Source organism: Leifsonia sp. fls2-241-R2A-40a (genome assembly GCF_030209575.1).
In the GTDB taxonomy this organism is placed as follows: domain Bacteria; phylum Actinomycetota; class Actinomycetes; order Actinomycetales; family Microbacteriaceae; genus Leifsonia.
Genome location: NZ_JARVRS010000001.1, coordinates 3,593,307 through 3,617,805, shown reverse-complemented (window position 1 = coordinate 3,617,805; position 24,499 = coordinate 3,593,307). Strand labels below are relative to the sequence as shown.

Sequence of the window (24,499 nt, the reverse complement as noted above, 5' to 3'; positions counted from 1 at the left end):
AGGTCGAATGATCCCTCAGGGGCCGACACTCTCGGAGGTCAGATTCCGACGGTTGATCTCACCCAGGATGAATAGGCCGCGGAGTCCGCTGAGAGTGCCGCCACTGATCCGGTTCAGCCGGTAGTCGGCGGGCACCGCCTCCACCAGCTTCTGCTCGAGCATGTCGGGTCGGCCGGTACGGACAGCGAAGACGCGGGTGGTGTCCAGGGCGCGGAACGAGTCGATCGACATGACCGACTCGTGCTTGTGCGCCCAGAGCAGCCGGTCGAACTGCTTGACCCCGGACCAGTGCCGTTTGATGCGCGCACGGATGTCGGTTGCCTGGCCGATGTACACCTGCCGGTAGCCGTCGAGGACCATCACGTACACGCCGCTGACACCGTCCAACGGGCGCAGATCGGTGACCTCCTGCAGCTTCGGCTCCGCCGCAAGCATCCCCGCGATGACCGCCTCGAAGGCGCTCGGCTCGATGTTCTCGAACCACGCCATGTTCAGGTCGAAGTTCTCCAGTACCGCGTCGTGCCATTCGGCCACCCACGCGTCGGTGTAGATGCGATGGTCGTCGTCTTCGTAGATCTCCGACATCTCCTCCCACATCTCATCAGAGACGAACTCGCGGGGGATCGGCTTCGTGTTCCGCTTCGACGGGACCGCGTACACATCCCTGGTCAGCCGGAACCCGTACTTCCCAGCACGCACCCGCTCCCCGAGGTGTTCGACGGTCGCGCCGATGACGGTTCTCTGGCTTGGGCTCCGAGGTGGCATGAGCGCACCCTACCGGCCCGAAGAGCCGAACAGCCGTCAACTGGTGCGAGAGATCCCACGTGGGATCACATGATCCCTCCGGGGATCAGCCGACCCGCTCGAACACCCAGATGCCCTGCGAGCTCGGGTTGGGGTAGCAGGTCATGATCTCGAGCTGACCGGCCGGCAGCTGCGGCACCGCTTCCGGGCCCTGTGTGTATGCGTTGACTGTGGTGACCAGACCGAGCGACTTCCACTGGCCGGTGTAGAGCCCGGTCAGGGTGATCACAGAGCCGACGTCCTTGGCCAGCGCGGTGCCCCCACAGTATGAATGGAGGGCGAGCAAGGGAGTGGTCAGCCCAGTCCGAGGTGTGATGTCTACCGCGCCGCGGCAGGCGTCGATCTCTGGGGACCAGCCTGTGGTCCATACGTCCAACGTGTGGCTGGCCCGGTACGCCGCCTCAGCTGCCGCCTTAGCCGCAGCGATGCGCTCCTGCTCAGCCTGCCACGCCGCGGTCGCAGCCGTGAGGTCCGCCTCGAGCTTGCTCAGCTGCGCCGGGATCCCGGCCAGGTGTTCCGCGGCCGGGAACGACAGCCGCCCCAGCTCCGCTGTAGCGCCCACGTAGTCGGGTCCCCACTGCCCGGCCTTCGGCTTCGCCTCGGCCTTCCCGCGGACGATCCGCTGCTCCGCGCCGGCGGTCTGCACCAGGAAGGTGTCCTTGCGGATCGCGTCGTCGAGTGCCGTACGGCTGGTGTCCCCGTCGAGGACCTTGCCTTCGGAGGCGTCGAGGGCAGCGCGTGCACCGTCGAGGGCGTCAGACGCGAGCTGCGCCAGGTGCAGCGCACCGCCGGCCCGGGAGATCACCTGGTCGACGGCGAGGTCGTACGCGGGCTTCTGCGCCGACACCACCGCCCGCTCCGCGGCGACATGGGAGGCGGCAGCGGTGCCGACACCGATGACAGTGCAGGCAGCAGCCAAGAGAGCGGTGACACGAAGTGTGATGCCGAGATGCATGAGGGTCCTTTCCACGGGGTCACCTCCCGCAGATGCGGCGGAGCAACCCGTCTCGTCCCCAGCTATGCGCCGACGCCGCGCCTCAGCCGGGCCTCGCTCCGCTCGGCCCGTAACGCTCCGTCCCGCCTGTCGCTTCTTGAGCTAGTTGGGCTTTTCTCCGTCTAGTTGGGCATGGGCGTGCCAGCGATGGCCTGCACGGCCATTCCTCAGACCCGTGGCAGCTCACAGATGACCCCTGGGCGCGCTGGTGTCGACGGCCGGCCGTGATCGTTCAGCGGCGCGCACGCGTAGTGCGCCGAGCACGAAGAGTCCGAAGAAGAGCAGCGCGGTGTCTCCGCCGATCATCAGTCCCCAGCGCCAGCCGGCGGTGACGTTGCCGAGGGCGAGTGCGATGTCGGTGACGGCGTGGATGAGGATGAGGGGCCAGAGGGCGAGCCCGCGCAGTCGGAGCCCGGCGAGTCCCACTCCGTAGCATGCTGCGCCGACGACCTGAGCGGCCGTGACCGCGACGTTCGCTCCGAATGCGATGTTGGACAGATGAGCGAGGCCGAACAGGGCCGAGGAGAGCAGTGCCGCACGGAGTGGGCTCCAGGTGCGGAGGGCGTCGAGGACAAGTCCGCGGAACCACAGCTCCTCGTACACCCCCGTGGCGAGATACCCGATGACCAGGACGACCACGGCCTGAGCACTCTCGTCCTTCAGTCCGCCGGCGAACGGGGCCAGCACGACCAGGAGCGGCAGGACGAGGAGCGCCGGAGGGAAGGACCCGTTACGCAGGAGCCGCGGCTTGCGGACGAGGACGACGACGACAGCGAAGACCGCCAGGAGCAGGACAGCGATGAACCGCTGGGTCATCATGTCGAGCTGTGGCGAGACGAGCGCGAGCAGGCCTGCAGTGGCGATGGTGACGGCGACGGTGAGAATCCAGAGGGAGATCGCGGTGGCCGCGGGTCGGCCGGCGAAGACATCGAAAGGGGTGAGCATGCGCCGACAGTATTCGCGCGGGGAAGCGCGTCGAATCGTGCCGGAGTCGGATTGCCCGCTGATCAAGGTTCCGCCCTCGGTAGGAGACCGAGGGTGAGGCGTCAGACCGCGCCGGTCCGGAAGGCGTAGATCACCAGCTGAGCCCGGTCGCGACTTCCTGTCTTGGAGAGCAGGCTCCCGATGTGCGTCTTCACGGTCGCCATGCTGACGTGGAGCCGCTCGGTGACCTCGTCGTTGGAGAGGCCCTCAGCGATGAGCTGCAGCACCTCCTGTTCCCGCGCGGTGAGCCCCACCGCGGCGGGTGCCGCCGAGGTCGGGGAGGTGGCAGGCTGCTGCGTTGCGAGGGCGTCGAGCAGCCGCCGCTGCACCGAGGGGTCGAGTTGGGCGTCGCCGGCCGCGACGGAGCGGAGTGCGCGTTCGATGTCCTCCGCCGAGGAGTCCTTGGTGAGATAGCCGCGGGCACCCGCCCGGAGTGCCCGGAAGACCCAGGCATCGTCGTCGTAGGTGGTCATCACGACGACGCGGATGTGCGGCAGCTCGGCGAGGATCTGCGCGGTTGCCTCGACGCCGTCGAGGTGGGGCATGTTGAGGTCCATCAGGACCAGATCGGGCTGGGTGCTTCGCGCTTGGCGGACGGCGTCGTTGCCGTCGATGGCGGTGCCGACGACGGTGATGCCCTCGATGAGCCCGAGCAGCAGGGCGACGCCGTCGCGCACGATCTTCTGGTCGTCAGCGACCAGCACGCGGAGCTCATTCATGCGGACACCTCCGGTCGCGACAGGGGCAGGGGCAGGGAGCAGCTGGTCTCGAAGCCGTCCTCGGTGGGACCGCACGTGAACGTGCCTCCCAGGGCCTGAGCGCGCTCAGCCATCCCAGAGAGGCCGAAGCCGGCGCCGAGCACCGCCGACGGGGCGCCCCCGGCGTTTCGAACACGGACGACCATCTCGTCCGGTGACCACCTCAGTTCGACGGCCACGGATCGACTGTCAGGGGCGTGTTTGCGGACATTGCTCAGTGACTCCTGAACGGTGCGGAACACCGCGAGACCGAGGTCGCCGTCCACGGCCACGGGCTCGCCCGCCAGGTCGAACCGAGCGGGGATCCCCGTGTCCCTGGAGAAGGCGGTGACCAGGGTCGGAAGGTCAGCGAGGTTCGCGAGCACCTCGCCGCGCAGCGCCGCGATGGCCCGCTTCCCCTCGGCCACCCCGTCGCGGGCCGACTTCTGCGCCAGCGTGAGCTGCTCCAGGACGCGCGGCTCCGTGTGGGTCCGCTCGGCCAGCAGGCGGGCGGCTTCCAGTTGCAGGCTCAGGCCCGACAGTGTGTGCGCAAGCACGTCGTGCAGTTCTCGCGCGAGCCGCGCTCGCTCACCGAGCGCCGCCGCGTCGTCGCGGGCCTTGCGGGTCTCCGCTTCCTGCCGCAGCAGCTGCTCAGCGCGGACCGTGGCGTCGCGCTTGAGAGCGGCGAATGAGGAGGCCGCGAAGAAGAAGGTAAGGCCAAGCAAGACGTTGAGCAGCGCGTTCCAGGGGTGGTCGCTCGTGACCGCCTCAGCCGCTGCAACAAGGACGAGCACCGGGATCGACGCGAGCAGGGCCGGTCGCGGCGGCATGCTCAGCGCGATGGCTGACACGGCGATGAATCCGGCGACGAATCCAGGGCCCCACGGCTGCCAGAGGTCGAGGACGGCACCGGCCAGGCCGTACAGCGCGAACCCGGCGACCCGCCAGCGCATCAGAGAGGTGGGGACCAGCAGGGCAGCGGTCCAGATCCCTGCGGACAGAAGGACGACGAGCACAAACAGCTCGCGCGGCACGGACTGCGGCGGTTCCGAGAGCAGGCACACGGCGGCGACGACGACGGCCACCACCGCGCTCAGCCGCGTGAAGGAGAAGGTCAGGGCTCGCCTCATGCTCCAACACTAGAAGAGTCGGAAAACGCCGGATCGGCCTGAGGTAGGAGAACGTCGGGACGCGGGATCCAACCCTGGGCCGAGGACCCTCGGGCCCCGCATTGACACCATCGACTCATGACGACCCGCGAACGCTTCGAAGGTGCTCACGCACGCATCATCCACGGTCAGGGAAGGACACTATGACCCTCGACCAGTACCTCCTGAACATCGGGCTTCTCGCCTTCATTTTGATCTCCAACCTCGGCGCGCGAAAAATGTCGTCGCTCCGGCTTCTGCTCCCCGTGTTGATCGCCGCTGTGTGCGGTGGCCTGTTCCTCACCGACGTCCCCACTGCTGGCAACGATGTGCAGCTCGAGGCCATCGGAATCAGTGCGGGGATCGCCTTAGGAGTCGCCGCAGGGTTCTTCATGCGAGTGGAAGTGCGTGACGGCGTGACGATGCTGCGCGCGGGGTGGCCGTATGCGCTGCTGTGGCTGATCGTCATCGGCGGACGAATGCTCTTCGCCTACGGTGCGGACCATTGGTTCCCCGCACAGATCGCCGATTTCTCGATGTCTGCGCGAATCACAGGTGCGCCAGCATGGGCGGCTGCCTTCATTCTGATGGCCTTGGTGATGGTCGTGGCGAGGGTCGCGACCACCGCCCTGCGCGCGTGGCCGCTCAGGCCGTGGCGCGCTGTCTCCCGATGAGCGCTTACCTGCGCCGGGATGCCGCGCGAAGCCCGCAACTGGGGAGGGCCCGGGAACTGTTCACCTCGACGCATCTCGTGCGCGGAGCGACCGCTGGTCAAGACAGCGGGCTGACATGGTTCCGCACGAACGCTCCTCACGAAGAGCTGAATGCGGTGCTCGCGGTGGCCGGCGACCGCATCGACGATGCCGTTCGGGCGATGGGCGATGCTCCGGCGCTGTGGCATTCCTGGCCGGGGGACCCGCGCTTCGATGTGGAACCCGGACTCCGGAAGCGCGGCTTCCGCTTCGTCGAGGAGGAACCCGTGATGGTGCTCTCACTTGACGACGGTCACGCGTCGCCGCCTGTCCGGTCTGTGCCGGGGCTGCAAATCCAGCGGGTCACAGACAGGGAGTCCCTCACGGAGTGGGTTCGCGTCTGGACGGGCCGCACTGACCCCGATCTCGTCGCCCCGCTCGCTGACAAGGGCCTCGGACGCTCCGCCGTCGTCCAACACCTTCTTGCTCGGTTGCACGGGAAACCGGTCGGCTGCGCGGCGGCGGTGCTAGCGGACTCCGTCGTCGGAATCGAGCATGTGATCACCTCAGAGAGACACCGCGGGCACGGTGTCGGAACGGCGCTCACCATCGCCGCCGTTGAGGAAGGACGCACGCGCTGCGCGTCCGCGGCGGTGTTGACCGCGTCCCCGGATGGGCTCGGCATCTATCGGCGACTCGGATTCGAGGAGCATGCGGCTGTGCGCCGATTCGCTCGGTGGCCTGCAGGGTCTGACTGTAACCCTGAGTCAGCGGCCCCGCCCAACTAGCCTGAGACGTGACACCGCCACCGGACCGCCACCGTGGCGCTCCGGCTCGCCCGCATCGGCACCGCGGCGCCGACGGCCCGTCAGCGGTACGCAGCTCCTGCGGCCCGGACCGGAACGCCGCCGGGGCTGTGACGCGCCGATGTGCGGCGCGCGGGAAGGGCGTGGCCGGGACGGACACGAGACGTGCGATCCGGGGACGAGGCGGTGACGCGGCGAAGGCGTGGCGTGCGCGTGCCGGGCGACCGGAGGGAGCCCGGCTGTAGCCTCGATCGCATGACGAACGACGCGCTTGGCAGCCTCGACAGGCTCATCGACGCCGGCATCACCGACACGTTCAATCGCCTCGGCGCCGAGCATGGTCTGCCGCCGCTGGCATGGAGACTGGTCGAGATCGTCGACCCCCTTATCGAGGGCACGCACCCGGAGGGCCGGGCCGCCCTCGGGGCGCCCGAACTGTGTGCGCAGTGGGCCGCATTCCTCAACCTGCGCGAATACGACTCGTCCGGGCAGGCGGAAGGCTACGTCACCTGGTCAGGGACCACCCCGGCCGGGGTGAGCATCGACGTCCATGCGATCACCGACGTCGAACGTTACCGTGCAGCGAACCCCGACGACATCGTCTAGTCAGCGGTAGAGGCTCATCTGGACGAGTAGAGCTTCGCCGCCAGCTCGTTCAGGTTCGTCCGCAGGTCGGCCGCCATCTGGCGGGTGGTGTCGTGCATCTCGACCGTGTCGAGCGCGAGTCTGAGCACCGTAGCTTCGTGGGGCGAGGGAGTGGTCACACCGTCGGCCCACTGCTGAACCAGCTCCGGAGGCAACACACCGACCGACGCCGCGGCCGCGGGCATCCCGACCGCAGCGATCAGACGAGCGGCGACGGCTGTGATTTCGCTATGAGACACACGGCTAGCTTACGTGTGGGGTAGGTCGGTGAGGCCACCAACAGGACAGCTGATCAGCCGAGGGCAGGAACGACGACCCAGCGGCTCGTTATGTTGTCAGCGCGTGGTCAACGGCGAAGGCTACGAGCGCGCGTATCCCGAAGACGGACCAGATGATTCCGATGGTGATGTCGCCGCGCACGGTTCGACCCCTCCGGTCGTAGGCCGCTATTCTCCGGCGGTCTTCCTGGCGACATCGGCAGGGCTCAGCGCTCTGCGTGCTCCCACTCCGCGATCAGCTGTTTGCGCCAACCCTTGGGAGGCGGCCAGGACACGCCCCATCGTTCGAGAGTCGCCTTAGTCCACCGGCCTTTCTCCGTGCGGGCTGCCTCGATCTCTTCTGGGCTCGGTGCCATGCGGAAAGTCTCGCGCGTCGCAGCGTCTACGCGCGCCAACTGGCCGCGGCGTGCCGGGCGCGAAGGAGGACGGCCGCTACGTCACCGGCGTTCAACTGGTCGATCGCTCTTGTTGGAGGATGCCCCACCGAAGCGGTGAGGAAGTTCGCCCAGCTAAGGGGGTCGTTAACACCGTCACGCAACACGAGCAGGACACCTTGCAGCCCGGGGATGGGCTCGTTCTGATCCGTGAGTTGCCAAGCCGGAAATACTGGGGTCTCCGTGGCCTGGACGCGAAGCAGACGCAGGTCGTCCGCCCACAACTCGACGTCCGCCTGCGGAATGCCGAGTCGCTTGGAGATCGTCTCGGTCGTGTAGCACGGGCCGAGCACTGTCTCCCAGTGACTGTCGCTCATGCGGTTCCGCCCTCCGTCCCTGATGTGTCCCGCTTCTCCGACCAAGCGCGGTCAAAGATGCGCTGCCACGGAAACTGGAAAACGGGTTCGAGTGGCGCCCGCTGGGCCCGGGTGAGAAGTAGCTCGTACTTGACGAACAGCTCGTCGATGATGTCGAGAGCGACGTTAAGGTCTCGGAACTTAGGGATTGCGGACTTCGGGACCGCTTGCGCATGAGCGACGTGGTGGTTCACGTAGAGGCGGAAGGGGTCCGCTGCCTCGACAAGGCGCTGCTGGTCAGCGAGCACAACGTCCGGGTCTATGTGATCTAAGCGCTGCGGGTCCGCCCGTTCTGTGAAGGTCTTGTCGAACCTCTCGACCCAGTCCTCGTAGACGTCGCTGACGTACCACTCGCGGGTCAACTGCTCAGGTTCTTCCGCGATTCGACGGAGGAGGTTGAACAGCGACGCGGCATCCGAGGAGCGGTCGGCCATCTTGCGGACGCCGAGGGCCATTGTCATGCCGTAGAGCTCGGAGACCCACTGTACGAAATAGGGCTGATCCTGGATCGCTGCGCTGTCTTCGGCGAGATCGTTGACCGTCCGCCAGGTCACGCGGTAACGGCCGAGGACCATGACTTCGTTGGTGATCCGCTCGAACATCGTCAGCCACTCGGCCGGTGGTCCAGGCCGCCACGGCGTCCGTCGGTCTGGCGACCACGGCTGGTCGGGCCCAGAGGCAATATCCGGCACCATCCCGTCCTCCTCGCACGAGGCCTAGTCCTGTGAGAACGGTAGCGCGTGTCGCGGACTCTTGGCGCAACGTCGAATGCTTCCCACCTGCATCGAATCCCGAGCTCTCTTCGCTCGGAGTCTGTGAGCACCTACGGTTTGGCCATCCACTTACGTGGCGGCGGCCGCTCCAGCCATCTCAAGGATGTGATCCGAGAGTGCCTTTCTCGTTGTCGGCGTGTCGTCGTCCCGCACGCGCTGTGCGAGGTCAGCGAACTTCGCCACCAGCTCATCATCCGCAGTCTCGGACCATGCCGCGGCCTCGCGCAGTCCTACCAGTCCCGACGCGGCCAGGGTCCCGGGGAGGGACTCCCGGACGGCCCGCAGCTGAAGTCGTTGGCTGTGCCGTGCCGCTGCCGGCCGCCGCTGTGCGGTTCTCACGGCTTCAGCGAAGTTCGAGTGAGCGATCGTGACGTCGACTCCTGGTGGCAACTCCTCAACATCCGTCTCACCCGTGACGATGATTGGGATGGCGACGGTACGCACCCAATCCTCGATCCTCTGAAGCTCCTGCATTACGACCGCCCAAGTCCCCAACTTCGGCTGCTGAATCGACACCTTTGGCCAGATATCTGCTGGGAGGATCACGCCATTCGGCACCGTCATGAGCGTGTCGCCGCGCCTGAGCGGCCGGTCGGGGCCCGACGCTAACCGAACCGGGCCGGGCACCAACAGCACGACAGCGCCCAAGAGCGTGGCTGCGACGGCAGGCGCTCTGTGCTTCGCGTGGTTGGTGTAGGTGGCAAGAGCTGCGAGAGGGTGACCCTTCGGGTCGGGAGTACCCGCTGGCTGGAGTGCGCGCACGCGCTCGATCACGCTTGAGGTGATGAACTTGCGTCGGTTGTGGCGGCCGTTGTTCAGCCAACCGTCAAACCCCTCACGCGCCGTAGTCGCCGGCATCTCGATCGCGCTCGCCTCCTGCTCGGTCAGGCGGCGCTTCGCCTCATGCTCGACCTGCGCGAAGAGCGTGTGCTCGAGGACGGCACGAAGTTGCGTCAATGCGTCCGCGACTGAACGAGCGACACCCTCCGGAAGTGGCCGTACTGCAACGACCCTCGTCGCGACCGAGTCGCCAACTCGCTCGTTGGTCAACTCCAGCGGGCCGTCCTTCAAATAGGCGAACAGCATGTCGCCGACCTTGTCGATATGGTCGTCGACTTGCCCGAGCGTGAAGACCGCGTGGCGCTGGTGCGGAGGGAGCCACTCGAGAGGGGGTCCGTTGCTGCCATCGTGCTGGGCCATGTACGCAGAGTAACTGGCGCCGCAATCGCTACTCAGACGCCTGCGGCTTGCGCCAGTGTTGAGCGGAGGGCTCAGATGGGCGGCGCGGCGCATGGCCGCTCTCATAGCCAGGCCCCAAGAAGATGCCGGCTGCAGGAGGGTTCGGGGTTCGCGCGCGATAACATCCGCTGAGATAAGGAGAGGCGCGTGGCGGCTAGAGGTAAGCAAAATGCATGGTTCTCGCTTCTGCGCACAGTGCTACCAGCCGAGAATGTTCTCGAAGAAGAGCTGGCGCCGAGCTGGCTCGTCCGCCCCGGGCGCAGCGAGGCCCGCAACGCCTGGCCTCTTCTCACCGAGGCGTACCAACAGCTCACCGGACGTCAGCTGCCGGACACGATGCCACCACGAGAAACCCGTCGGCTCGACGTCCTGATGACTTACCCCGATGGCCGCCAACGCGCCATCGAGTTCGACGAGAGGCAGCACTTCACCGCCGCCCGGCTGATCACCCTCGACCTCAGCCAAACCGTCCGCGTGGGCTTCGATGTCGACGACTGGCGTGCACAGAGCATCGCCCGCATTGGCCGCGAGCCGGGCGGTGGCTTCGCCCGGCCCTGCCCGCCGCTGTTCGATGAACCCGGTGGACGCCACAAGCAGCGGGCGTTCCGAGACTTGATCGCCGACACGCTCCCCGCCCAGTACGGGTGGCTACCAACCGTCCGATTCCACGAGTATGAAACCCGGGAAGTGCGCCACGCATCGGAGCCGGCGGAAGCGATGGCCAAGCTGTGGGCCGACAAAACGCGCTGATCGGTGCACACACGGGACATAGGGCATCGCCGCGGGTGGTTCGGCCTGACAATCGGCAGTTGCCATCATTGCTGGTAACGCCGTCATTGCTGGCAACGCCGTCATTGCTGGCAACGCCGTCATTGCTGGCAACGCCGCCATTGCTGGCAACGCCATCATTGCTGGCAACGCCATCATTGCTGGCAACGCCACCATTGGTGGCATCCGACGATTGTGTCGGTGCCGCCCGATACGCTGCGGCTCATGCCTGTGGTGGCGGTCGTCGGCGGAGAACGCGTGGAAGCGTGGACCTTCGACGCGACCAGCTGGGAGACTCTGAAGCGCGGATACCGCTCTACCGGGCTTGTGATGTCATGCGGTCAACCCGGGATCCCCGTCACCTCACCGCGCGGCCTGCGATTCTTCCGTCACGAAGCCGGAGCCGAATGCCAGCTCCACGACGGTGGGGACGAGACCGCCGAGCATTTCTCCGCGAAGGCGACGGTCGCCGAGACTGCCCGATCGCTTGGATGGGCCGCCACCGTCGAACGGCGAAGCGACGACGGCTCATGGATCGCTGACGTGCTTCTCGAGCACCCCGCGGTTCCGCGCCCGGTCGCCGTCGAGATCCAGTGGTCGCGACAGTCGAACGCAGACTTCCACCGCCGCCAGGACCGGTACACCGCCGCTGGCGTCGACTGCTTCTGGATAGTGGGACCGACGAACAAGCGCAATGTCGTTGGTGTGCCGTCCTACGCGATGGCGGGGGAGCCCGGCGCCCTCACCCTCACGACCACGCAAGACCTCGGCGGGCGGCCGCAGAGTAACCCGCTCGCAGACGCCATTGCCCTGCTACTGCGCAGCAGCGACCATCAACCCGGCGACCGGATTCTCCCGTACGCGGAGCTGACTTCGACGAGCCTCGCGGTAGACGTCATTCGGGTCAACTGCTGGAACGAGAAATGCGGCCGACCGATGTCCCGATGGCGTCTCTCCCACGTCGCCACCGAGTCACGGTGCGGGCAGCACCCGTCCGTCGCCCGCGGACTCAACCTCCCAACACCCGATCCGGCGATCGCAGACGTCGTCACCGCCGCCCTCGCCGCAAGCGATCTCGCCACGCCCGCAGGACACGACCCGGCCCGGCCGGCAATGCAGCTCTGCCCGTACTGCAAGATCGCGCAAGGCAACGGGCTCCTTGGCTACGGAGACTGGCACACCTACACCATCCCCTTCATCGCACGGCCCCGATTCCGCATCGAGCTGCTCACCGCGCAGCATCGATGCACCGACATCGGCCGCGGCTACTGCCGCCCTCCCGAACCCGGCGGATCCTTTCCCGCTTCATCGGACTACGTCCTCGGTCCGGCCAAAGAGCCGGGATCGCCGCTACCTCCGAAGAAGCCGCGCCGCGGCCCGGAACCGCCGTGGAAAACCCCGGCGCAGCGCAAGCGAGAAGCCGCCGCCCAGCAGGCGATTCGCGAGAAGCGAGAGGCGGAGAAACGTGCCGCCCGCGCTTTGAAAGTCCAAGAGGCCGTGGTTGCGCGACTGGCTAGTCTCGAGCGGGCCTGGCCCGACCACCCGCTGCGTGCCTACGCGCTGGAGAAACACGGCGGAACCTGGCCGAGGCACCTTGACTACGAACCGAAGTCAGGCTTCGAGGTACCGCACCAGATGTGGCAGACCGAGCTCTACTACGAGTTCATCCACGACCAGCGGCACGACACAGCGGTCGACCCACGCGAGCTCGGCTACCACCTGCAGCAGATCTTCCCCGACATCAAGGACCCGAACGGAGCCATCGTCGAGTGGCTGTACCGGCTCGCCGAGGCTCGGATTGTTTCAGCCACACCGCGATCGGAGTTCGCCCCACGATTCTTCCACGTGATCAACCTCGAAGAGCTCCGCGCCCAGGCCGAGCGGAACGCAGCCGAGCAGGCCCGACGGAAGGCGGAAGAGGCTGCGCGACCGCCCGCACCGCCACCGCCGGTAAACCTCCGATGCAAGTTCTGCGGGCACAAACTCGACCCGGTGTACGCCGACCAGGGATACCACACCGTCTGCGCACCGGGGTGGCGGTACGGTTCTACCCGCCACTGAAGGCCGGCTTGGAATCGTAGGAACGCTTGGAATCGTAGGAACGCTTGGAATCCTAGGAACGCTTGGAATCCTAGGAACGCAGGGGATCTCAGACGCGCAAGCAAAGGGTCCTAGTTGCCGCGTAGCACGACCTCCTGGGAAGGAGCCCCGACTGTAGGGGGAACGCGGGTCTGACTGGCAGGAGCGGGTGCCGCTGAGGAGGGAGTTGTTCCGTCCCTTTGAGACCTTTGGCCGGGGGCGTTATCTTCCACCGTAAGAAGACCCGCTTCGCGTTCGGCCTGTTCCTCGTCGTCGCCTGGTTGCTGACCGTGGCGCTCAGACCGTGGGTAGCTAGTCAGGGCCGCTGATCGACCCCTTCTGAGCCGTGGCCGGACCGGCTAGTTTTCCACCCACCAGCCGAAGGTCTGCCCGTTGTACTGGACGTCATGGTAAAAGCACCGTGTGGTGGTCGGTTGTCCGTTGGTACCCTTCAACGTGATGTCCCGGTACACCTGCGTCACTCCTGGGAGGGTCGCAGGGTCGGTTGCGCTGATGAGGTCGGCGTTGGTGACGATGCTCTGGTAGGCGACGGATCCACCGGTCATGCCCTCGGGGTCAGCCTTCAGCGCGGCATCGAGGACGTCCCACCTGTTGGATCCGCGGGAATGTTCGAGTATCGCCATCGCGGCCTTCTGCCGGTCCGTGCCGGAGAGTGCGAAGGGGAGCCGCTCACCGACCGCCGTGACGGTGAGGATCTCCTGCGGCGAGCTGTTCACGGTGATCGTCGCGGGTAGCTTGTCGCGCGGGTCTTGGGAGACCCGGTATGCGTCGTCGGCGAAGTCGCGGATGTTGTCCATGCCGCCGAAGAGCGCCGCCCAGTAGGCGAGACGTGTCGGCTCGTCCTCGGAGGCGAAGTCGTCGAGGCTTTCGGCCTGGTATTTCTTCATCGCGTCGGGAAGCACGCCGAGCTTCGGTGTGGTGTCGGCGGCGGTGTCCTCCGTCGACGGCGCGGATGGGGCGGTCGGAGTCGCCGTGGCGGTGTGGTGGGTCGCGAGCGGGGTCGGCTTCGGCTCTGACTGCGATGCGCATCCCGCGACGGTGAGCCCAAGCAGGACCAAAACCATCACTGTCGTGAACCGGCGCATGTGCTCCCCTCCGCGTTTGTCCTTGGCCAGACGCTACCAGACGTGAGATTTCGTCGGCTTCGTCTGCGCGCCCCCACTCCGGGTGAGGAGTGGTCACTATCGCCCTCATCGCACTGCGCTCCCGCCTGGCCGGTCAGTCGGTCGGCGCCTCCGCGTCCGGTGCGGCATCCGCCTGAGGACATTCCGGCGTGCACGCGACGCCGCACTTGTTACTCGTTCAGCGGGTCCAGAAATCTTCGGGTCGTGGGCTTGGACGGAACCCGAAATGCTCGACCATCGCCATCGCCTCGGGAAAGTTGGCAGCAATCGGGTCGGGCCCGTGCGCGTCACTGCCAAACGACACCGCACCTCCACCCTCCTCGGCCCACCACTGCGGGATCCACGGCCACAGGCGCCTGGTGTTCATCTCCAGCACACGACCCGAGGCTGCGATCGCGCGCATTGCCGTCCGGAAACCGTCCTCGAACCGGCGGGGATCAAACGGGCCAACATCTCCTACTGGCCACGAGCGCACGGCGTAGTCGATGTGGGTGAACACCTCGAACGAGTCCGACCCGGCAACCATCCGAGGAATCTCCTCCAGATACGCCCACATGACCTCATCCGCCGCCCTGTGACGGTATAACGTGGTCGGCTCGGAGCGGTCACCGTCGTCGAATGGCAGCATATGCAGCGAGCCGTTGACGCGGTCGATGGCACCGCTCGACAGCAACCCAGCTGCCCGCGCATCCCAGAGGTGCGGTTGCCCGAACTCCACACCGGTGAGGATGCGAAGCTCCGGAAACTCGTGCCGGCGACGATCGATCGCTGCAAGATAGCCGTCGGCGTCAAAGAGCGGAAGCCGCACATGGCCGGTCCCGTCGACGTACTTCTGCGCGTTGTTGCCGATGTCGCCGTCTTCGACACGCCAGGCATCCTCGAAATCGAGGTGCTCGGTGAACACTATGGCCGGTAGCCCGATCTGAACTGCCCGTTCACAGATGCGGACCATCGAGTCCGACGACGCAGGATCCGACCCGCTATCCCACGACCACTCGCTATGCACGTGCGCATCGGCTGGCAAGCTCGTCATCTCGCGAGGATACTCGCAGACCGGTATCCGCGAGCCGATCCCTCTATGAGAACGGGACTACGACGATTTGGACATCGTCCTCGTACAAGATTCGGCCTGGATCGTCTTCCCGACGTTCGATCCATCCGACCCCATAGCGATCGAGTAGATCGAGGTACTCGTGCACTCGCGTCACAAGGTGCTCGGCGATGATCCTGAACCAGCATTCGGTGCGGGGAATGAGCGAGCGATCGAAAAGAGTGTCGTCGATCTGACTGGGATCGGCGTAGGTCGCATTCATCCAGTCGTTGTTCTCGCGCCACAGGGCATAGTCGTCGAGGCTGAGTTTCCCCGAATGAGCAAGACCATTTGCCAGCGCAAATACGCCGGGCCTCGCACCTCGCGAGTTCACGGTCGTTCCCTCGAAGCGCACATACACACCGACAGCATGACAGCGGCGCCGCTCTGCGGGGAAGCTGCACGTCACTCCGCCATCTCGTGGAACCTGCATCAGATGCAGGAAACCAGACGGTCAGCGGCATCTCTGCGTACGAGCCCTAAGGCACTCGAGGGAAGGAGGGTCGCCGGAAGCGTACACGATCAGGGGAAACGCTCTCACGTCCACTGCGCGGGAGTTTCTGCATCTAATGCAGCTCCCGTGAGTTCAACTTTGATAATGGCCTTTGTCACAGGTGGCTCAGCAGCGAGGCGAAGCCAGATGAGGTGAGCCTGGAAGTGGGCACCAAGCCCGATAACCTCGCGACATTGCGGACACGAAAACGACCAAGACGATCGGCGAGGATCACGTCGCTGCCGAACTTGCCCGACGAGGATGGGCGCTGCGCTGACGCGCGATGGGCTTGAGCGGACGGACATTCTTGCGGTGATGGCGCAAGGGGAGGACCGCCGGCTTGTCGAGATCCAAGTCAAAGGTGCCCGCGGACGCAACATGAAGGGAATCAGCTGGCCGCTGGGGGCAAAGTCGCAGCCGAGGTCCATGCACGAACGCGAGTTTTTCGTTATGGTTGCCATCCCCACTGACACCGAACTCCTGCCCCGCAGCTACGTCGTTCCCAGGTCGCACGTAGCAGCCGCAGCCTGGATCGCGCACATGCACTGGCTCACGGAACCAGGGATTCCGCCGGGCCAGCGCAATGCTGCGGTTGACAGGGCTCGCGTCTCACTCGCTGTCTTCGAGCGTTGCGAGAACCGGTGGGACTTTCTCCTGCATGACCAAGGAGACCTGCCCGTTCTCCTGCCGGCCCATTACCGTGAACTCGCCATGTCAGAGCGCGTTGGACTGCCATTGGGGCACGAGTGGGCGGTAGCGATCCCCGACTGGGCATAGGGCATCGTTGCAGCTGCTGTAAGCGTCTTGCATGCGTCTTTCCGTGGCGAAAGGTCCGACGGCCGCTGGGCAGCGAGCGACAGGCGGAGAGATTAATAGCCGTGATGAGCAGTGACGACCGGTGACTAGCGAGTAGTCGTCATGCGTTTTTGACGACTTTTCTCCAACTTACGCGGATCGCCGTGCCTTCATTCGGGCTCGAAGTGCTGATCAAGGATGAAATCGGAGACGGCGAGACCCAGACTCAGTTGTTCTTGGTTCGAGTCCAGGTACCCCAGCGGTAAAATCCACGAAGAACCCCGGTGATCACCGGGGTTTTCTGCGTTTCAGGGTAAACGTCGTTCGGTGGCCCCGAACGGGCCTGCCTCTGCTCCGGGTAGGAGGCGTACCGTCGTGTCTGACGCCTCCGAACCCGGATCACCGGCGTCCACATCCCCGAGGGAGAACCCCATGGAACTGAAGCTCGGCGTACTTGCTCTGCTCGAAGCGAAGCCCGACAAGGCGGGTGACGTGAAAGAGTTCCTGATCGGCGGCAAAGCCGTCGTCGACAGCGAACCGGGCACGCGCACGTGGTACGCGTTCCAGATCGACGACACGCACTTCGGCATCTTCGACACTTTCGCCGATGAGGATGCACGACAGGCACACCTGAACGGCGACATTCCCCGGGCGCTCGGTCAGGTCGGACCGGGCCTGCTGGCAACGGACCCCGACCTGAGGACCGTCGACCTGCTCGCCGTCAAGCACGAGCGAACCGAGGGCTGACCACAGAAGATACTTTTTGGTATTCTGCATCGTGTGAAGCGCCTCCCTGCCGTCGTCGCCATGGCGGCGGTGGTCGTGGGCGTCCTCGCCGGTTGCGCACCGACCGTAACCGCGGCGAAGGGTCACCCGCACACTCCGTCGAGAACGGCCGCCGCGCGCGCAACGCCGACGACGTCGTCAACTGCGCCGTCCAGCGTTCCGAGCCCGTCACCGTCGACGACTCCGGCCGCCCCTCCGCCGCCCGCACCGGTCATCACACCTGTGCCGGCGGGGACCGTCGTCGCGCAGGGGGACGTCGCCTCACCGAAGGGCAGCATCCACTACCACTACCGGGTGGTCTCGAACGGCGACAACACCTACTCGGCGCAGTACTCGGACTTCACGAACACCGCCCCGATCCCCGTCTCGGCCACGCTGATCGACATCCCTCCGCGGGTCGGGGACGGCCTCACGGACCACGGAATGGGCGACCACCTGCTCGGCGGCCCGACGCCCACGCCCGCTCCTCCTTCGTCGGCGAACGTGGGGACCGCCCCTTCCTACCTGGTCGCGCTCGTCACCTACTCGTCCGTCGGCAGTGCGGACGGTGTGCCGGTCGAGCTCGGCCCCGGCAAGGTCCTGGCCGTGGACACCGTCCGATGGTCGGTTCCCGCCCGGCAGACGAACGTCCATCCGGCAGACAGCGGCCCACGGCGCCTCGCCGGCGGCATGGTCACCGCGAACACGCCGTCAGGCGCTCCGGCCAGCTACCGGGTGGGACACGGCGACCTGCCGGAGAACGTCGCCGAGCGATTCGGCATCACCCTGCAGGACCTGAAGTGGTTGAACCCGAGCGGTCGAGCGTTCGGCTCCGACGGATATCTCTACGAGAGCACGATCCTGAACCTGGATCCCGAGGCGCTCCCGTAGGAGGCCGCCTGCGTCACCCGTGGCCCAGGCTCGTGACGAGGTTGATCGCCACGGCGATCAGGACCGTCCCGAAGAAGTACGACAAGAGGGCGTGCAGCAGGGCCTTCCGGCGGGTCCCCGTGGTGTTCGGCTCCACTTCCGAGACGCCGTACGACATCCCGATCGTGAACGCGAGGTAGGCGAAGTCGCTGTAGGTGGGCTCAGTGCCCTGGTTGAAGTCGAAGCCTCCCTCCTGGTGGTCGACGAAGTACATCCGCGCGTACTTGAACGCGTAGACGGTGTTCACCAGCGCCCACGCCACCATGGTCCCCAGTACTCCGAGGATGATCAGCGCGATGGAGATCGCGTCGCCGCTGCGATTGCTGGACTGGACGACGGACACGACGACGGCGGCGATGCTGGCGAGACAGGCGAGGATGATCGCGTCGTCGGTGACGTGGGTGGATGACTCCTCGCGCGCGAGGCGCTCGGTGCCCGCTGAGTCCTTCGGCCAGCAGATGCGCCACACCCACACCAGGGCGACGATCCCGGCCGTGCACCAGCCCACGAGCGGGCCCACTCGGGGTGCGATGAGAAGCGCGGCGGCGGTGCCGGCGACGGCGCCGACCGCGACGCAGACGAGGGCACGGCGGGCTGACAGGATCCGGCTGGACACGGATGCTCCTGGCGGCGACGGCGACGGAGAGTGCGACGGTGCCGGTGACGCCGACCACGAATCGTGGACGCCGTCACCGGCACCGGTCGTCACGCCGACGCGCCCGCCGGGTGCAGCACGACCTTCGTCCAGCCGTCGTCGCGCTTGTCGAAGTGCTCGTACGCGTCCGGCGCCTCATCCAGGGACAGCTCGTGGCTGACGATCCAGGACGGCTTCGCCTTGCCGCCCGCGATGAGGTCGCGCAGCCGCCGGTTGTACTTCTTCACCGGCGCCTGCCCGCTGCCCAGCTTCTGACCGCGGAACCAGAACTCGCCGAAGTCGAACGCGACCTCGCCCTGCTTGGCCAGCTCGTCCGATGCGCCCGGGTCCTGCGGGATGTAGACGCCGACCACTCCGATGTCGCCCGTGAACCGGACCGACTTGACGAGCCGGTTCAGCGTGATGTTGGGATGCTCGTGACCCTCCACGTCGTGCGCCTGGTAGCCGACGCACTCGCAGCCGTTGTCCGCGCCGAGACCCATCGTCATCTCGTTGACCGCCTCGACCGGATCGACCGCGGAGTCGTCGATGGCGATCGCGCCGATCTCCTCGATCAGCCGGAGCCGGTCGGGGTGCCGGTCGACGACCATGACCTTGCTCGCACCCTTGATGATCGCCGAGTAGGCGGCCATGCAGCCGACGGGCCCGGCGCCGTAGATGACCGTCTGATCTCCCGGCTTGACGTTCGCCATCTCCGTGGCGTGATAGCCGGTCGGGAAGATGTCGGCCAGCATCACGTAGTCGGTCTGCCGCTCCTGGGCGTCCTCCCCGAGGCGCAGACAGTTGAAGTCGCCCCACGGCACCCGGAGCAGGTCGGCCTGTCCACCGGCCCACGGCCCCATGTCGGCGAAGCCGTAGGCGGCGCCTGCCCACTCCGGCTGGGGTTGCGCGGTCAGACAGTAGTTGGTGAGCCCGCGCTCGCAGTTCTTGCAGTGCCCGCACGCCACGTTGAAGGGGAGGACGACATAGTCGCCGACCTGGACCTTGTCGACGCCGTCACCGACTTCGACGACCCGGCCCATGTTCTCGTGCCCGAACCACCGCCCGGTCTCGAAGTCGGTTCTGCCCTCGTACATGTGCAGGTCGGACCCGCAGATGTTCGTCGTCGTGATCTGCACCAGGACGTCGGTCGGCCGTTCGATCCGTGCATCGGGGACGTCGTTGACGCTCACACTGCGCGGGCCTTCGTACACTACAGCTTTCATTTCTCTGCCCTCCATCGGTCATTTTCGACAGATGCCGGCGCTCGCTCATCCCTATCCCTCTTCGGGCGTCGCTCTATAACGGCGCACAATACGCGGCTTCGAAATCGGTGCCAGGGGTTCCCAAAGCGAATTCCGGGCCGATTCGGGAACGGCGCGGATCAGGCGGCGACGACCGCGGCCTCCTCGGCGGCGGTCGCGGCGACCGTGTCGTCAGCGGCGCGGCGGCGGCGCACGGTGAGGAGGTGCCCGAGACCGATGAGGCCGAGGCCTGCCGTCGCCCACAGGGCGAGGCGCAACCCGTCGAAGCCGAACTCCTGGCCGGGGAAATAGGTCAGCGCGCGCACCGCGTCCAGCCAGGCTGCGCCGTTCCAGAACGTGTTGAGGCCGGCGAAGAACGCGGGTTGCAGATCCTGTGGGAAGATCCCGCCGCAACTGGTGACGTTGAGCATGACGAACAGGAGAGTGAGCGCCGGGGTGGTCCAGCGTCCGAGGAACGGGTGCAGGCCGACGCCGATGGTGATGATGCCGAAGGTGTAGAGCGAGGCGAGCAGCCAGATGCTCCACTCGTTGCCGTTCAGCACGTGGAAGACCGGTCCGGCCACGACGGAGCCGATGCCGGCGACGACCAGAGCAGTGACCGCGGAGACGGCGATCCGCCATCCGACGGCCAGCCGTGCCGTCACCGCGGCGAGGGCGATCGCGCTGGAGTACCCGCCGACGCTGAGGGCCACCATGAGGAAGAACAGTCCCTGGCCGGTGCCGTCGTCCGCCGGGACGGGCCGGACGTCGTCGATCGTGACGGGGAGGTGCTGCTGGTAGGCGATCGGCAGGAACAGCTTCTCGGCCGCGGAGGACTCCGTCTCCGAGCTCGCGGTGGAGACGTAGATCGTCGCGTGCGTCGGCTGCACCTCGTATGCGGCGGCGAGCTTCTGGTCGGAGAGCAGCTGCTTCGCGGCCGCCGCCGTCTTCACCGTGGTCACGTCGAGCTCGCTCGGAGCCTTGTCGTTGAGCGTCTGCGCGAACACCTGCGCGGCCGGGCCTTCGCCGACGATGGCGACCGGGATGTCGTGCGGCGCCGGGGCATGGAACGCGCCCAGGTAGGCGAGCGCCATCCCTGCGGCCAGGAACAGCGGGATGAGGATGTGCGAGCCGAGGGACTTCCAGAAGCCGAGGGCGGGCCAGAAGCGTGGCCGGTCGAGGGCGGGGGGAACGGGGGCGATGCGGTGCGTCGACATGCGGGGGTGAGGGTCCTCTCTGGAAGTTGCCTTGTGCAACATACGGGACTATGTTGCGTCATGCAACTCCGTGGGCGATAGACTTCGCCGGATGAGCAGGAACAGACGCGATGCCGCCATCGACCGGGTGCAGCGGGAGCTGACCACCGTCGGCCGACGGGGAACCGCGCGGATCCGGCGCGAGAACGAGGCGCTCTCGGCCGTCGACCGTTCGCTCCTCGCCTACATCCAGGCGCACCCCGGCTGCCGGGCCGTGGAGATCGCGGCGCACTTCCAGCTGAACCGCTCCACGGTCTCCCGTCAGCTCGCCGGGCTGCTCGACCACGGGCTCGTGACGGCTGCGGGTCCGGATGCTCCTGCCGGCGGCCGCGGTGTCGCGCTGCAGCTGACACCCCAGGGCGAAGAACTGCTGACGTCGGCGGCAGAGCTGCTCCACCGCGACATGACCTCGCGGCTCGCGGACTGGACGGAAGAGGAGATCGACGTCTTCGCGCGGCTGCTCGAGCGGTACAACGGCGGCGCGGAGGGCTGAGCCGGCCATCCATCCAGCGCATCCCTGGCCGAGGGTCTTCCCGGCGGCCGCGCAGAGCGCAAGGATGCGTGCATGACGGACAACGACGGAGCCGGCATCGTCGGCGTGAACACCATCGGCATCCCGGTCGTGGACCAGGATCGCGCGCTCGCTTTCTACCGCGACATCCTCGGGCTCGAGGTGCGCGTCGATGCGCCCATGCCCCAGGTCGGTGGTCGCTGGATCATGCTCGGCGCGACCGGGTCGCCGGTGACGGTGTCGCTGGTGCCAGCCAAGGACGAGACGCCCGCGGGTGTGGAGACGGGCATCCGATTCGAAGCGTCGGATGCCGACCGGGCGCACGCTGCGCTGGTGCGCGGCGGCGGCGAGGTGGGGGAGGTGCTGCGCTGGCCCGGCGTGCCGGTGATGTTCGCCGCACACGACCCGGACGGCAACCGTTTCGAAGTGGTGCAAACCGGGTGAGACACCGCTGGGCCGCCGGACCAGGGTGGCGCTAAGGTGAGCGCAGGGGGTGCTCGCACGAGTGAACTGATGAAGCAGTACGAGCAGGTCGAGAAGCGTCGGCGGCGGAGGATCCTCTACGTCGTCCTCGCGTGCGTGGCCGGTACCGGGATGTGGCTCACGGGCCCGCTGGGTGTGGTGCTCCTGACGCGGGGGATGCCCGCAGGCTGGGCCCTCGTCGCCGGCGGCGCGATTCTGCTGGCGGCGACCGTGGTCGCCATCATGGCCGCGGTGCGCAGCCGGGTGGTACCCGAGAGCCAGCCAGGACGGGCGAACCCGCACTTCGACGAGCCGCGGCCGTCTCAGAACCCGCGCGGCGGCTACTCCGCGGCGGGCACGCAGCTCGGTTCCCACTAGGCGCGACTGCGCCGGGCTGTCGGCCCGCGGGTCAGCGGCGGGCCGGGTCGAGGTTGACGCCGATGCCGCTCTTCAGTTCGGGCTCGGGGGAGCCGATGAGGAGTTCCGGGTTCAGCCAGACCAGCTGTGCCTCGGTGATGCCGAAGCGGCGGGACACCATGAAGATCGTGTCGAGCGGATTCGGGATGTAGTAGGCGAGCGTCCCGCCGTCCATGATCGCCCGGCCGTTGGCGTACGACACCGTGCCGCTGTCCCTGGGCTTCAGACCGGGGTATGCGGAGGGCAGAGTCCAGTCGATCGTCGCCGCCGCCATCACGCGCGCGTCTCCGGCGGGGGACTCCTCGATCGAATGCAGGAACGTCGGGTCGCCGAAGGAGGGGAGGTCGACGTCGAGCGGGAGCACGAGCTCGCCGTCCGGTTCGACACTGTTCTCGCCTGAGATGAGCGAGAAGTAGGACTGATCTTGGATGTTCTCGGGAAGGCCGTCGTGCCGCTTGCCGGTCATCAACAGGTCGATCCCGGCCAGGCTCCCGCCGGCGGGGTCATCCGGCCGGATGCGCACCACGATGCCGCGGTCCGGCCCCACCGTGATGCGGACGGCCCCGGTCAGCGGGTGATCGGCGACGGGCTTGTCGATCGGCTCGTGGTCGATCACGCGCAGCTGTCCGGTGGCGATCGTCTGGCCGGCGACCAGCAGGTTCGGCAGTTGCTGCGCGATCGGCACGGGGTCCGGAGCGGTCGCCTCCGCCGTCGGGGTGGGATGGACCGGGGGAGCGAGCAGCGCGCATCCCGACACGAGTCCCACGACAACGGCCAGCACCCCGGCCGCGGCGACGCGACCAACCCCCCGACGGATCATGCCTCGACCCTACCAACCAGCGGCCCATCGGCCGCAGGACTTCGGGTCAGACCTGTGCGCCCAGCTTGAAGCCGCGTGGCTCGTCGTCCTTGCGGGTGTAGGAGAAGCCGTCGGCGCCGATCGTGACCTCCATCTCGGAGTCGTCGGTGCGCGAGGTGAGCGGCTGCGGGTTGCCGTCGAGGTCGAGGACGAGCGACGCCTCGGTGTACCAGGACGGCACGACCGGGTTGCCCCACCAGTCGCGGCGCTGATTGTCGTGCACATCCCAGGTGACGACCGGGTTGTCGGGGTCGCCGGTGTAGTAGTCCTGCGTGTAGATCTCGACGCGGTGGCCGTCCGGGTCGCGCAGGTACAGGTAGAACGCGTTCGAGACGCCGTGGCGGCCGGGGCCGCGCTCGATGCAGTCGCTGCGGCGGAGGGCGCCCAGCTTGTCGCAGATGGCGATGATGTTGTGCTTCTCGTGGGTGGCGAAGGCGACGTGGTGCATCCGCGGCCCGTCGCCGCCGGTCATCGCGGTGTCGTGCACGGTCGGCTTGCGGCGCATCCAGGCGGCGTAGGTGGTGCCGGCTTCGTCCTGGATGTCCTCGGTCACACGGAAGCCGAGGTCCTCCATGTAGGCCACCGCGCGCGGGACGTCCGGAGTCACCTGGTTGAAGTGGTCGATGCGCACCAGCGCGCCCGGTGTGTACAGGTCGTAGCGCCAGGCGAGCCGCTCGACGTGCTCGACCTCGTAGAAGAATTCGTAGGGGAAGCCGAGCGGGTCCTCCACCCGGACGGAGTCGCCGACGCCCTGAGTGAATCCCTCGGCGCGACGCTCGACGCGGCAGCCGAGCTCGGTGTAGAACGCGACCGCGCGGTCCAGGTCCTCGGGGGTGCGCACCCGGTAGGCGAAGGCGGCGACCGCGGCCACCGGGCCCTTCCGGAGCACCAGGTTGTGGTGGATGAACTCCTCGAACGACCGCAGGTACACGGTGTTCTCGTCCTCCTCGGTGACGACCAGGTCGAGCACGTCGACGTAGAACTCGCGGCTGGCGGCGAGGTCGGTGACGACGAGCTCCATGTAGGCGCAGCGCACGACATCCGGCGGGGTCGCCGAGGGCGTCGGGATGCGGTCGGTCGGCGCGGGGATGGGGTCGCGGTCGGTGACGACGGGCTCCGGGGCGTCCGGGGTGATGGGTGAGGTCATGTCAGAGCTTCCTT

Annotated in this window: 27 protein-coding genes; 10 read left to right on the top strand and 17 right to left on the bottom strand. The window is 67.0% G+C overall.

Going from position 1 to position 24,499, the window contains the following annotated elements; all coding sequences use genetic code 11:
* Positions 1-15: 15 nt before the first annotated feature.
* The 5 genes from QRN40_RS17845 to QRN40_RS17825 form a co-directional block, all read right to left on the bottom strand.
* Positions 16-765: a GIY-YIG nuclease family protein gene (locus QRN40_RS17845; RefSeq protein ID WP_285117283.1), complete on the bottom strand. Its 750-nt coding sequence runs from the start codon at positions 763-765 to the stop codon at positions 16-18.
* Between the two features lie 85 nt (positions 766-850).
* On the bottom strand, positions 851-1,759 hold the full coding sequence (locus QRN40_RS17840; RefSeq protein ID WP_285117282.1) for a hypothetical protein: 909 nt from the start codon (positions 1,757-1,759) through the stop codon (positions 851-853).
* Positions 1,760-1,981: 222 nt separating this feature from the next.
* Positions 1,982-2,743, bottom strand: coding sequence for a CPBP family intramembrane glutamic endopeptidase (locus tag QRN40_RS17835; protein WP_285117281.1), 762 nt, complete (start codon positions 2,741-2,743; stop codon positions 1,982-1,984).
* 101 nt (positions 2,744-2,844) lie between these two features.
* Entirely contained in the window at positions 2,845-3,501 is a 657-nt protein-coding gene (locus QRN40_RS17830; RefSeq protein WP_285117280.1) for a response regulator transcription factor, read from the bottom strand.
* The gene (locus QRN40_RS17825) at positions 3,498-4,649 is read right to left on the bottom strand and encodes a sensor histidine kinase (protein ID WP_285117279.1); all 1,152 of its coding nucleotides are present in this window, start codon (positions 4,647-4,649) and stop codon (positions 3,498-3,500) included. Before QRN40_RS17825 ends, QRN40_RS17830 begins: the two co-directional genes overlap by 4 nt.
* A 182-nt stretch (positions 4,650-4,831) precedes the next feature.
* Here QRN40_RS17825 and QRN40_RS17820 point away from each other — a divergent pair, with 182 nt between their 5' ends.
* The 3 genes from QRN40_RS17820 (at position 4,832) to QRN40_RS17810 (ending at position 6,771) form a co-directional block, all read left to right on the top strand.
* Positions 4,832-5,341 carry a hypothetical protein gene (locus QRN40_RS17820; protein WP_285117278.1) on the top strand — a complete coding sequence of 170 codons (510 nt, stop codon included), beginning with the start codon at positions 4,832-4,834 and terminating at the stop codon, positions 5,339-5,341.
* The gene (locus QRN40_RS17815; protein WP_285117277.1) at positions 5,338-6,147 is read left to right on the top strand and encodes a GNAT family N-acetyltransferase; all 810 of its coding nucleotides are present in this window, start codon (positions 5,338-5,340) and stop codon (positions 6,145-6,147) included. The genes QRN40_RS17820 and QRN40_RS17815 overlap by 4 nt, the downstream gene beginning before the upstream one ends.
* 273 nt (positions 6,148-6,420) lie before the next feature.
* Positions 6,421-6,771, top strand: a complete 351-nt coding sequence (locus tag QRN40_RS17810; protein ID WP_285117276.1) for a hypothetical protein — start codon at positions 6,421-6,423, stop codon at positions 6,769-6,771.
* Positions 6,772-6,785: 14 nt separating this feature from the next.
* Here the strand turns inward: QRN40_RS17810 and QRN40_RS17805 are convergent, their stop codons facing one another.
* From QRN40_RS17805 to QRN40_RS17790, 4 genes are all read right to left on the bottom strand, one after another.
* On the bottom strand, positions 6,786-7,049 hold the full coding sequence (locus QRN40_RS17805; RefSeq protein ID WP_285117275.1) for a hypothetical protein: 264 nt from the start codon (positions 7,047-7,049) through the stop codon (positions 6,786-6,788).
* 421 nt (positions 7,050-7,470) lie between these two features.
* Entirely contained in the window at positions 7,471-7,839 is a 369-nt protein-coding gene (locus QRN40_RS17800; RefSeq protein ID WP_285117274.1) for a hypothetical protein, read from the bottom strand.
* A complete protein-coding gene (locus QRN40_RS17795) occupies positions 7,836-8,480 on the bottom strand; it encodes a hypothetical protein (RefSeq protein ID WP_285117273.1) in 645 nt (214 codons plus the stop codon). Before QRN40_RS17795 ends, QRN40_RS17800 begins: the two co-directional genes overlap by 4 nt.
* Positions 8,481-8,720: 240 nt before the next feature.
* Complete coding sequence (locus QRN40_RS17790) at positions 8,721-9,851, bottom strand: hypothetical protein (RefSeq protein WP_285117272.1); 1,131 nt, start codon at positions 9,849-9,851, stop codon at positions 8,721-8,723.
* Between the two features lie 186 nt (positions 9,852-10,037).
* On the opposite strand from QRN40_RS17790, the gene QRN40_RS17785 reads away from it, so the two are divergent.
* Both QRN40_RS17785 and QRN40_RS17780 read left to right on the top strand, forming a co-directional pair.
* Positions 10,038-10,640, top strand: a complete 603-nt coding sequence (locus QRN40_RS17785) for a hypothetical protein (RefSeq protein WP_285117271.1) — start codon at positions 10,038-10,040, stop codon at positions 10,638-10,640.
* Between the two features lie 243 nt (positions 10,641-10,883).
* Positions 10,884-12,719 carry a competence protein CoiA family protein gene (locus QRN40_RS17780; protein ID WP_285117270.1) on the top strand — a complete coding sequence of 612 codons (1,836 nt, stop codon included), beginning with the start codon at positions 10,884-10,886 and terminating at the stop codon, positions 12,717-12,719.
* 377 nt (positions 12,720-13,096) lie between these two features.
* Here the strand turns inward: QRN40_RS17780 and QRN40_RS17775 are convergent, their stop codons facing one another.
* The 3 genes from QRN40_RS17775 to QRN40_RS17765 form a co-directional block, all read right to left on the bottom strand.
* Complete coding sequence (locus QRN40_RS17775) at positions 13,097-13,816, bottom strand: hypothetical protein (RefSeq protein WP_285117269.1); 720 nt, start codon at positions 13,814-13,816, stop codon at positions 13,097-13,099.
* A gap of 244 nt (positions 13,817-14,060) precedes the next feature.
* Positions 14,061-14,915: a PHP domain-containing protein gene (locus QRN40_RS17770; RefSeq protein ID WP_285117268.1), complete on the bottom strand. Its 855-nt coding sequence runs from the start codon at positions 14,913-14,915 to the stop codon at positions 14,061-14,063.
* Between the two features lie 43 nt (positions 14,916-14,958).
* The gene (locus QRN40_RS17765; protein WP_285117267.1) at positions 14,959-15,333 is read right to left on the bottom strand and encodes a hypothetical protein; all 375 of its coding nucleotides are present in this window, start codon (positions 15,331-15,333) and stop codon (positions 14,959-14,961) included.
* Between the two features lie 1,359 nt (positions 15,334-16,692).
* Here QRN40_RS17765 and QRN40_RS17760 point away from each other — a divergent pair.
* Together QRN40_RS17760 and QRN40_RS17755 are read left to right on the top strand one after the other, a co-directional pair.
* Complete coding sequence (locus QRN40_RS17760) at positions 16,693-17,007, top strand: putative quinol monooxygenase (protein WP_285117266.1); 315 nt, start codon at positions 16,693-16,695, stop codon at positions 17,005-17,007.
* A gap of 33 nt (positions 17,008-17,040) precedes the next feature.
* Positions 17,041-17,916, top strand: coding sequence for a LysM domain-containing protein (locus QRN40_RS17755; protein ID WP_285117265.1), 876 nt, complete (start codon positions 17,041-17,043; stop codon positions 17,914-17,916).
* 13 nt (positions 17,917-17,929) lie between these two features.
* Here QRN40_RS17755 and QRN40_RS17750 read toward each other — a convergent pair whose 3' ends face one another.
* The 3 genes from QRN40_RS17750 to QRN40_RS17740 form a co-directional block, all read right to left on the bottom strand.
* A complete protein-coding gene (locus QRN40_RS17750) occupies positions 17,930-18,571 on the bottom strand; it encodes a DUF1345 domain-containing protein (RefSeq protein WP_285117264.1) in 642 nt (213 codons plus the stop codon).
* 89 nt (positions 18,572-18,660) lie between these two features.
* Positions 18,661-19,815, bottom strand: a complete 1,155-nt coding sequence (locus QRN40_RS17745; protein WP_285117263.1) for a glutathione-independent formaldehyde dehydrogenase — start codon at positions 19,813-19,815, stop codon at positions 18,661-18,663.
* Between the two features lie 158 nt (positions 19,816-19,973).
* The gene (locus QRN40_RS17740) at positions 19,974-21,050 is read right to left on the bottom strand and encodes an ABC-2 transporter permease (protein WP_285117262.1); all 1,077 of its coding nucleotides are present in this window, start codon (positions 21,048-21,050) and stop codon (positions 19,974-19,976) included.
* Positions 21,051-21,141: 91 nt separating this feature from the next.
* On the opposite strand from QRN40_RS17740, the gene QRN40_RS17735 reads away from it, so the two are divergent.
* The 3 genes from QRN40_RS17735 to QRN40_RS17725 all read left to right on the top strand — a co-directional run bounded on the left by QRN40_RS17735 (position 21,142) and on the right by QRN40_RS17725 (position 22,440).
* A complete protein-coding gene (locus QRN40_RS17735) occupies positions 21,142-21,582 on the top strand; it encodes a MarR family winged helix-turn-helix transcriptional regulator (protein WP_285117261.1) in 441 nt (146 codons plus the stop codon).
* Between the two features lie 72 nt (positions 21,583-21,654).
* Positions 21,655-22,044 (top strand): VOC family protein, encoded by a 390-nt coding sequence (locus QRN40_RS17730; RefSeq protein ID WP_285117260.1) that lies wholly within the window; start codon positions 21,655-21,657, stop codon positions 22,042-22,044.
* A gap of 69 nt (positions 22,045-22,113) precedes the next feature.
* Positions 22,114-22,440: a hypothetical protein gene (locus QRN40_RS17725; RefSeq protein WP_285117259.1), complete on the top strand. Its 327-nt coding sequence runs from the start codon at positions 22,114-22,116 to the stop codon at positions 22,438-22,440.
* Positions 22,441-22,471: 31 nt separating this feature from the next.
* On the opposite strand, the gene QRN40_RS17720 is transcribed toward QRN40_RS17725, so the two are convergent.
* Complete coding sequence (locus QRN40_RS17720) at positions 22,472-23,299, bottom strand: hypothetical protein (RefSeq protein WP_285117258.1); 828 nt, start codon at positions 23,297-23,299, stop codon at positions 22,472-22,474.
* Positions 23,300-23,345: 46 nt separating this feature from the next.
* Positions 23,346-24,485 (bottom strand): 3,4-dihydroxyphenylacetate 2,3-dioxygenase, encoded by a 1,140-nt coding sequence (gene hpaD / locus QRN40_RS17715; RefSeq protein ID WP_285117257.1) that lies wholly within the window; start codon positions 24,483-24,485, stop codon positions 23,346-23,348.
* Between the last annotated feature and the right edge of the window lie 14 nt (positions 24,486-24,499).

Bases quoted from the DNA above. Each gene is read 5' to 3' on its own strand.
- QRN40_RS17725 (WP_285117259.1), top strand. From the start codon at position 22,114: ATGAAGCAGTACGAGCAGGTCGAGAAGCGTCGGCGGCGGAGGATCCTC.
- QRN40_RS17830 (WP_285117280.1), bottom strand. From the start codon at position 3,501: ATGAATGAGCTCCGCGTGCTGGTCGCTGACGACCAGAAGATCGTGCGC.
- hpaD (WP_285117257.1), bottom strand. From the start codon at position 24,485: ATGACCTCACCCATCACCCCGGACGCCCCGGAGCCCGTCGTCACCGAC.
- QRN40_RS17825 (WP_285117279.1), bottom strand. From the start codon at position 4,649: ATGAGGCGAGCCCTGACCTTCTCCTTCACGCGGCTGAGCGCGGTGGTG.
- QRN40_RS17820 (WP_285117278.1), top strand. From the start codon at position 4,832: ATGACCCTCGACCAGTACCTCCTGAACATCGGGCTTCTCGCCTTCATT.
- QRN40_RS17780 (WP_285117270.1), top strand. From the start codon at position 10,884: ATGCCTGTGGTGGCGGTCGTCGGCGGAGAACGCGTGGAAGCGTGGACC.
- QRN40_RS17835 (WP_285117281.1), bottom strand. From the start codon at position 2,743: ATGCTCACCCCTTTCGATGTCTTCGCCGGCCGACCCGCGGCCACCGCG.
- QRN40_RS17790 (WP_285117272.1), bottom strand. From the start codon at position 9,851: ATGGCCCAGCACGATGGCAGCAACGGACCCCCTCTCGAGTGGCTCCCT.
- QRN40_RS17810 (WP_285117276.1), top strand. From the start codon at position 6,421: ATGACGAACGACGCGCTTGGCAGCCTCGACAGGCTCATCGACGCCGGC.
- QRN40_RS17760 (WP_285117266.1), top strand. From the start codon at position 16,693: ATGGAACTGAAGCTCGGCGTACTTGCTCTGCTCGAAGCGAAGCCCGAC.
- QRN40_RS17770 (WP_285117268.1), bottom strand. From the start codon at position 14,915: ATGACGAGCTTGCCAGCCGATGCGCACGTGCATAGCGAGTGGTCGTGG.
- QRN40_RS17745 (WP_285117263.1), bottom strand. From the start codon at position 19,815: ATGAAAGCTGTAGTGTACGAAGGCCCGCGCAGTGTGAGCGTCAACGAC.
- QRN40_RS17730 (WP_285117260.1), top strand. From the start codon at position 21,655: ATGACGGACAACGACGGAGCCGGCATCGTCGGCGTGAACACCATCGGC.
- QRN40_RS17815 (WP_285117277.1), top strand. From the start codon at position 5,338: ATGAGCGCTTACCTGCGCCGGGATGCCGCGCGAAGCCCGCAACTGGGG.
- QRN40_RS17720 (WP_285117258.1), bottom strand. From the start codon at position 23,299: ATGATCCGTCGGGGGGTTGGTCGCGTCGCCGCGGCCGGGGTGCTGGCC.
- QRN40_RS17735 (WP_285117261.1), top strand. From the start codon at position 21,142: ATGAGCAGGAACAGACGCGATGCCGCCATCGACCGGGTGCAGCGGGAG.
- QRN40_RS17840 (WP_285117282.1), bottom strand. From the start codon at position 1,759: ATGCATCTCGGCATCACACTTCGTGTCACCGCTCTCTTGGCTGCTGCC.
- QRN40_RS17795 (WP_285117273.1), bottom strand. From the start codon at position 8,480: ATGTTCGAGCGGATCACCAACGAAGTCATGGTCCTCGGCCGTTACCGC.
- QRN40_RS17845 (WP_285117283.1), bottom strand. From the start codon at position 765: ATGCCACCTCGGAGCCCAAGCCAGAGAACCGTCATCGGCGCGACCGTC.
- QRN40_RS17740 (WP_285117262.1), bottom strand. From the start codon at position 21,050: ATGTCGACGCACCGCATCGCCCCCGTTCCCCCCGCCCTCGACCGGCCA.
- QRN40_RS17800 (WP_285117274.1), bottom strand. From the start codon at position 7,839: ATGAGCGACAGTCACTGGGAGACAGTGCTCGGCCCGTGCTACACGACC.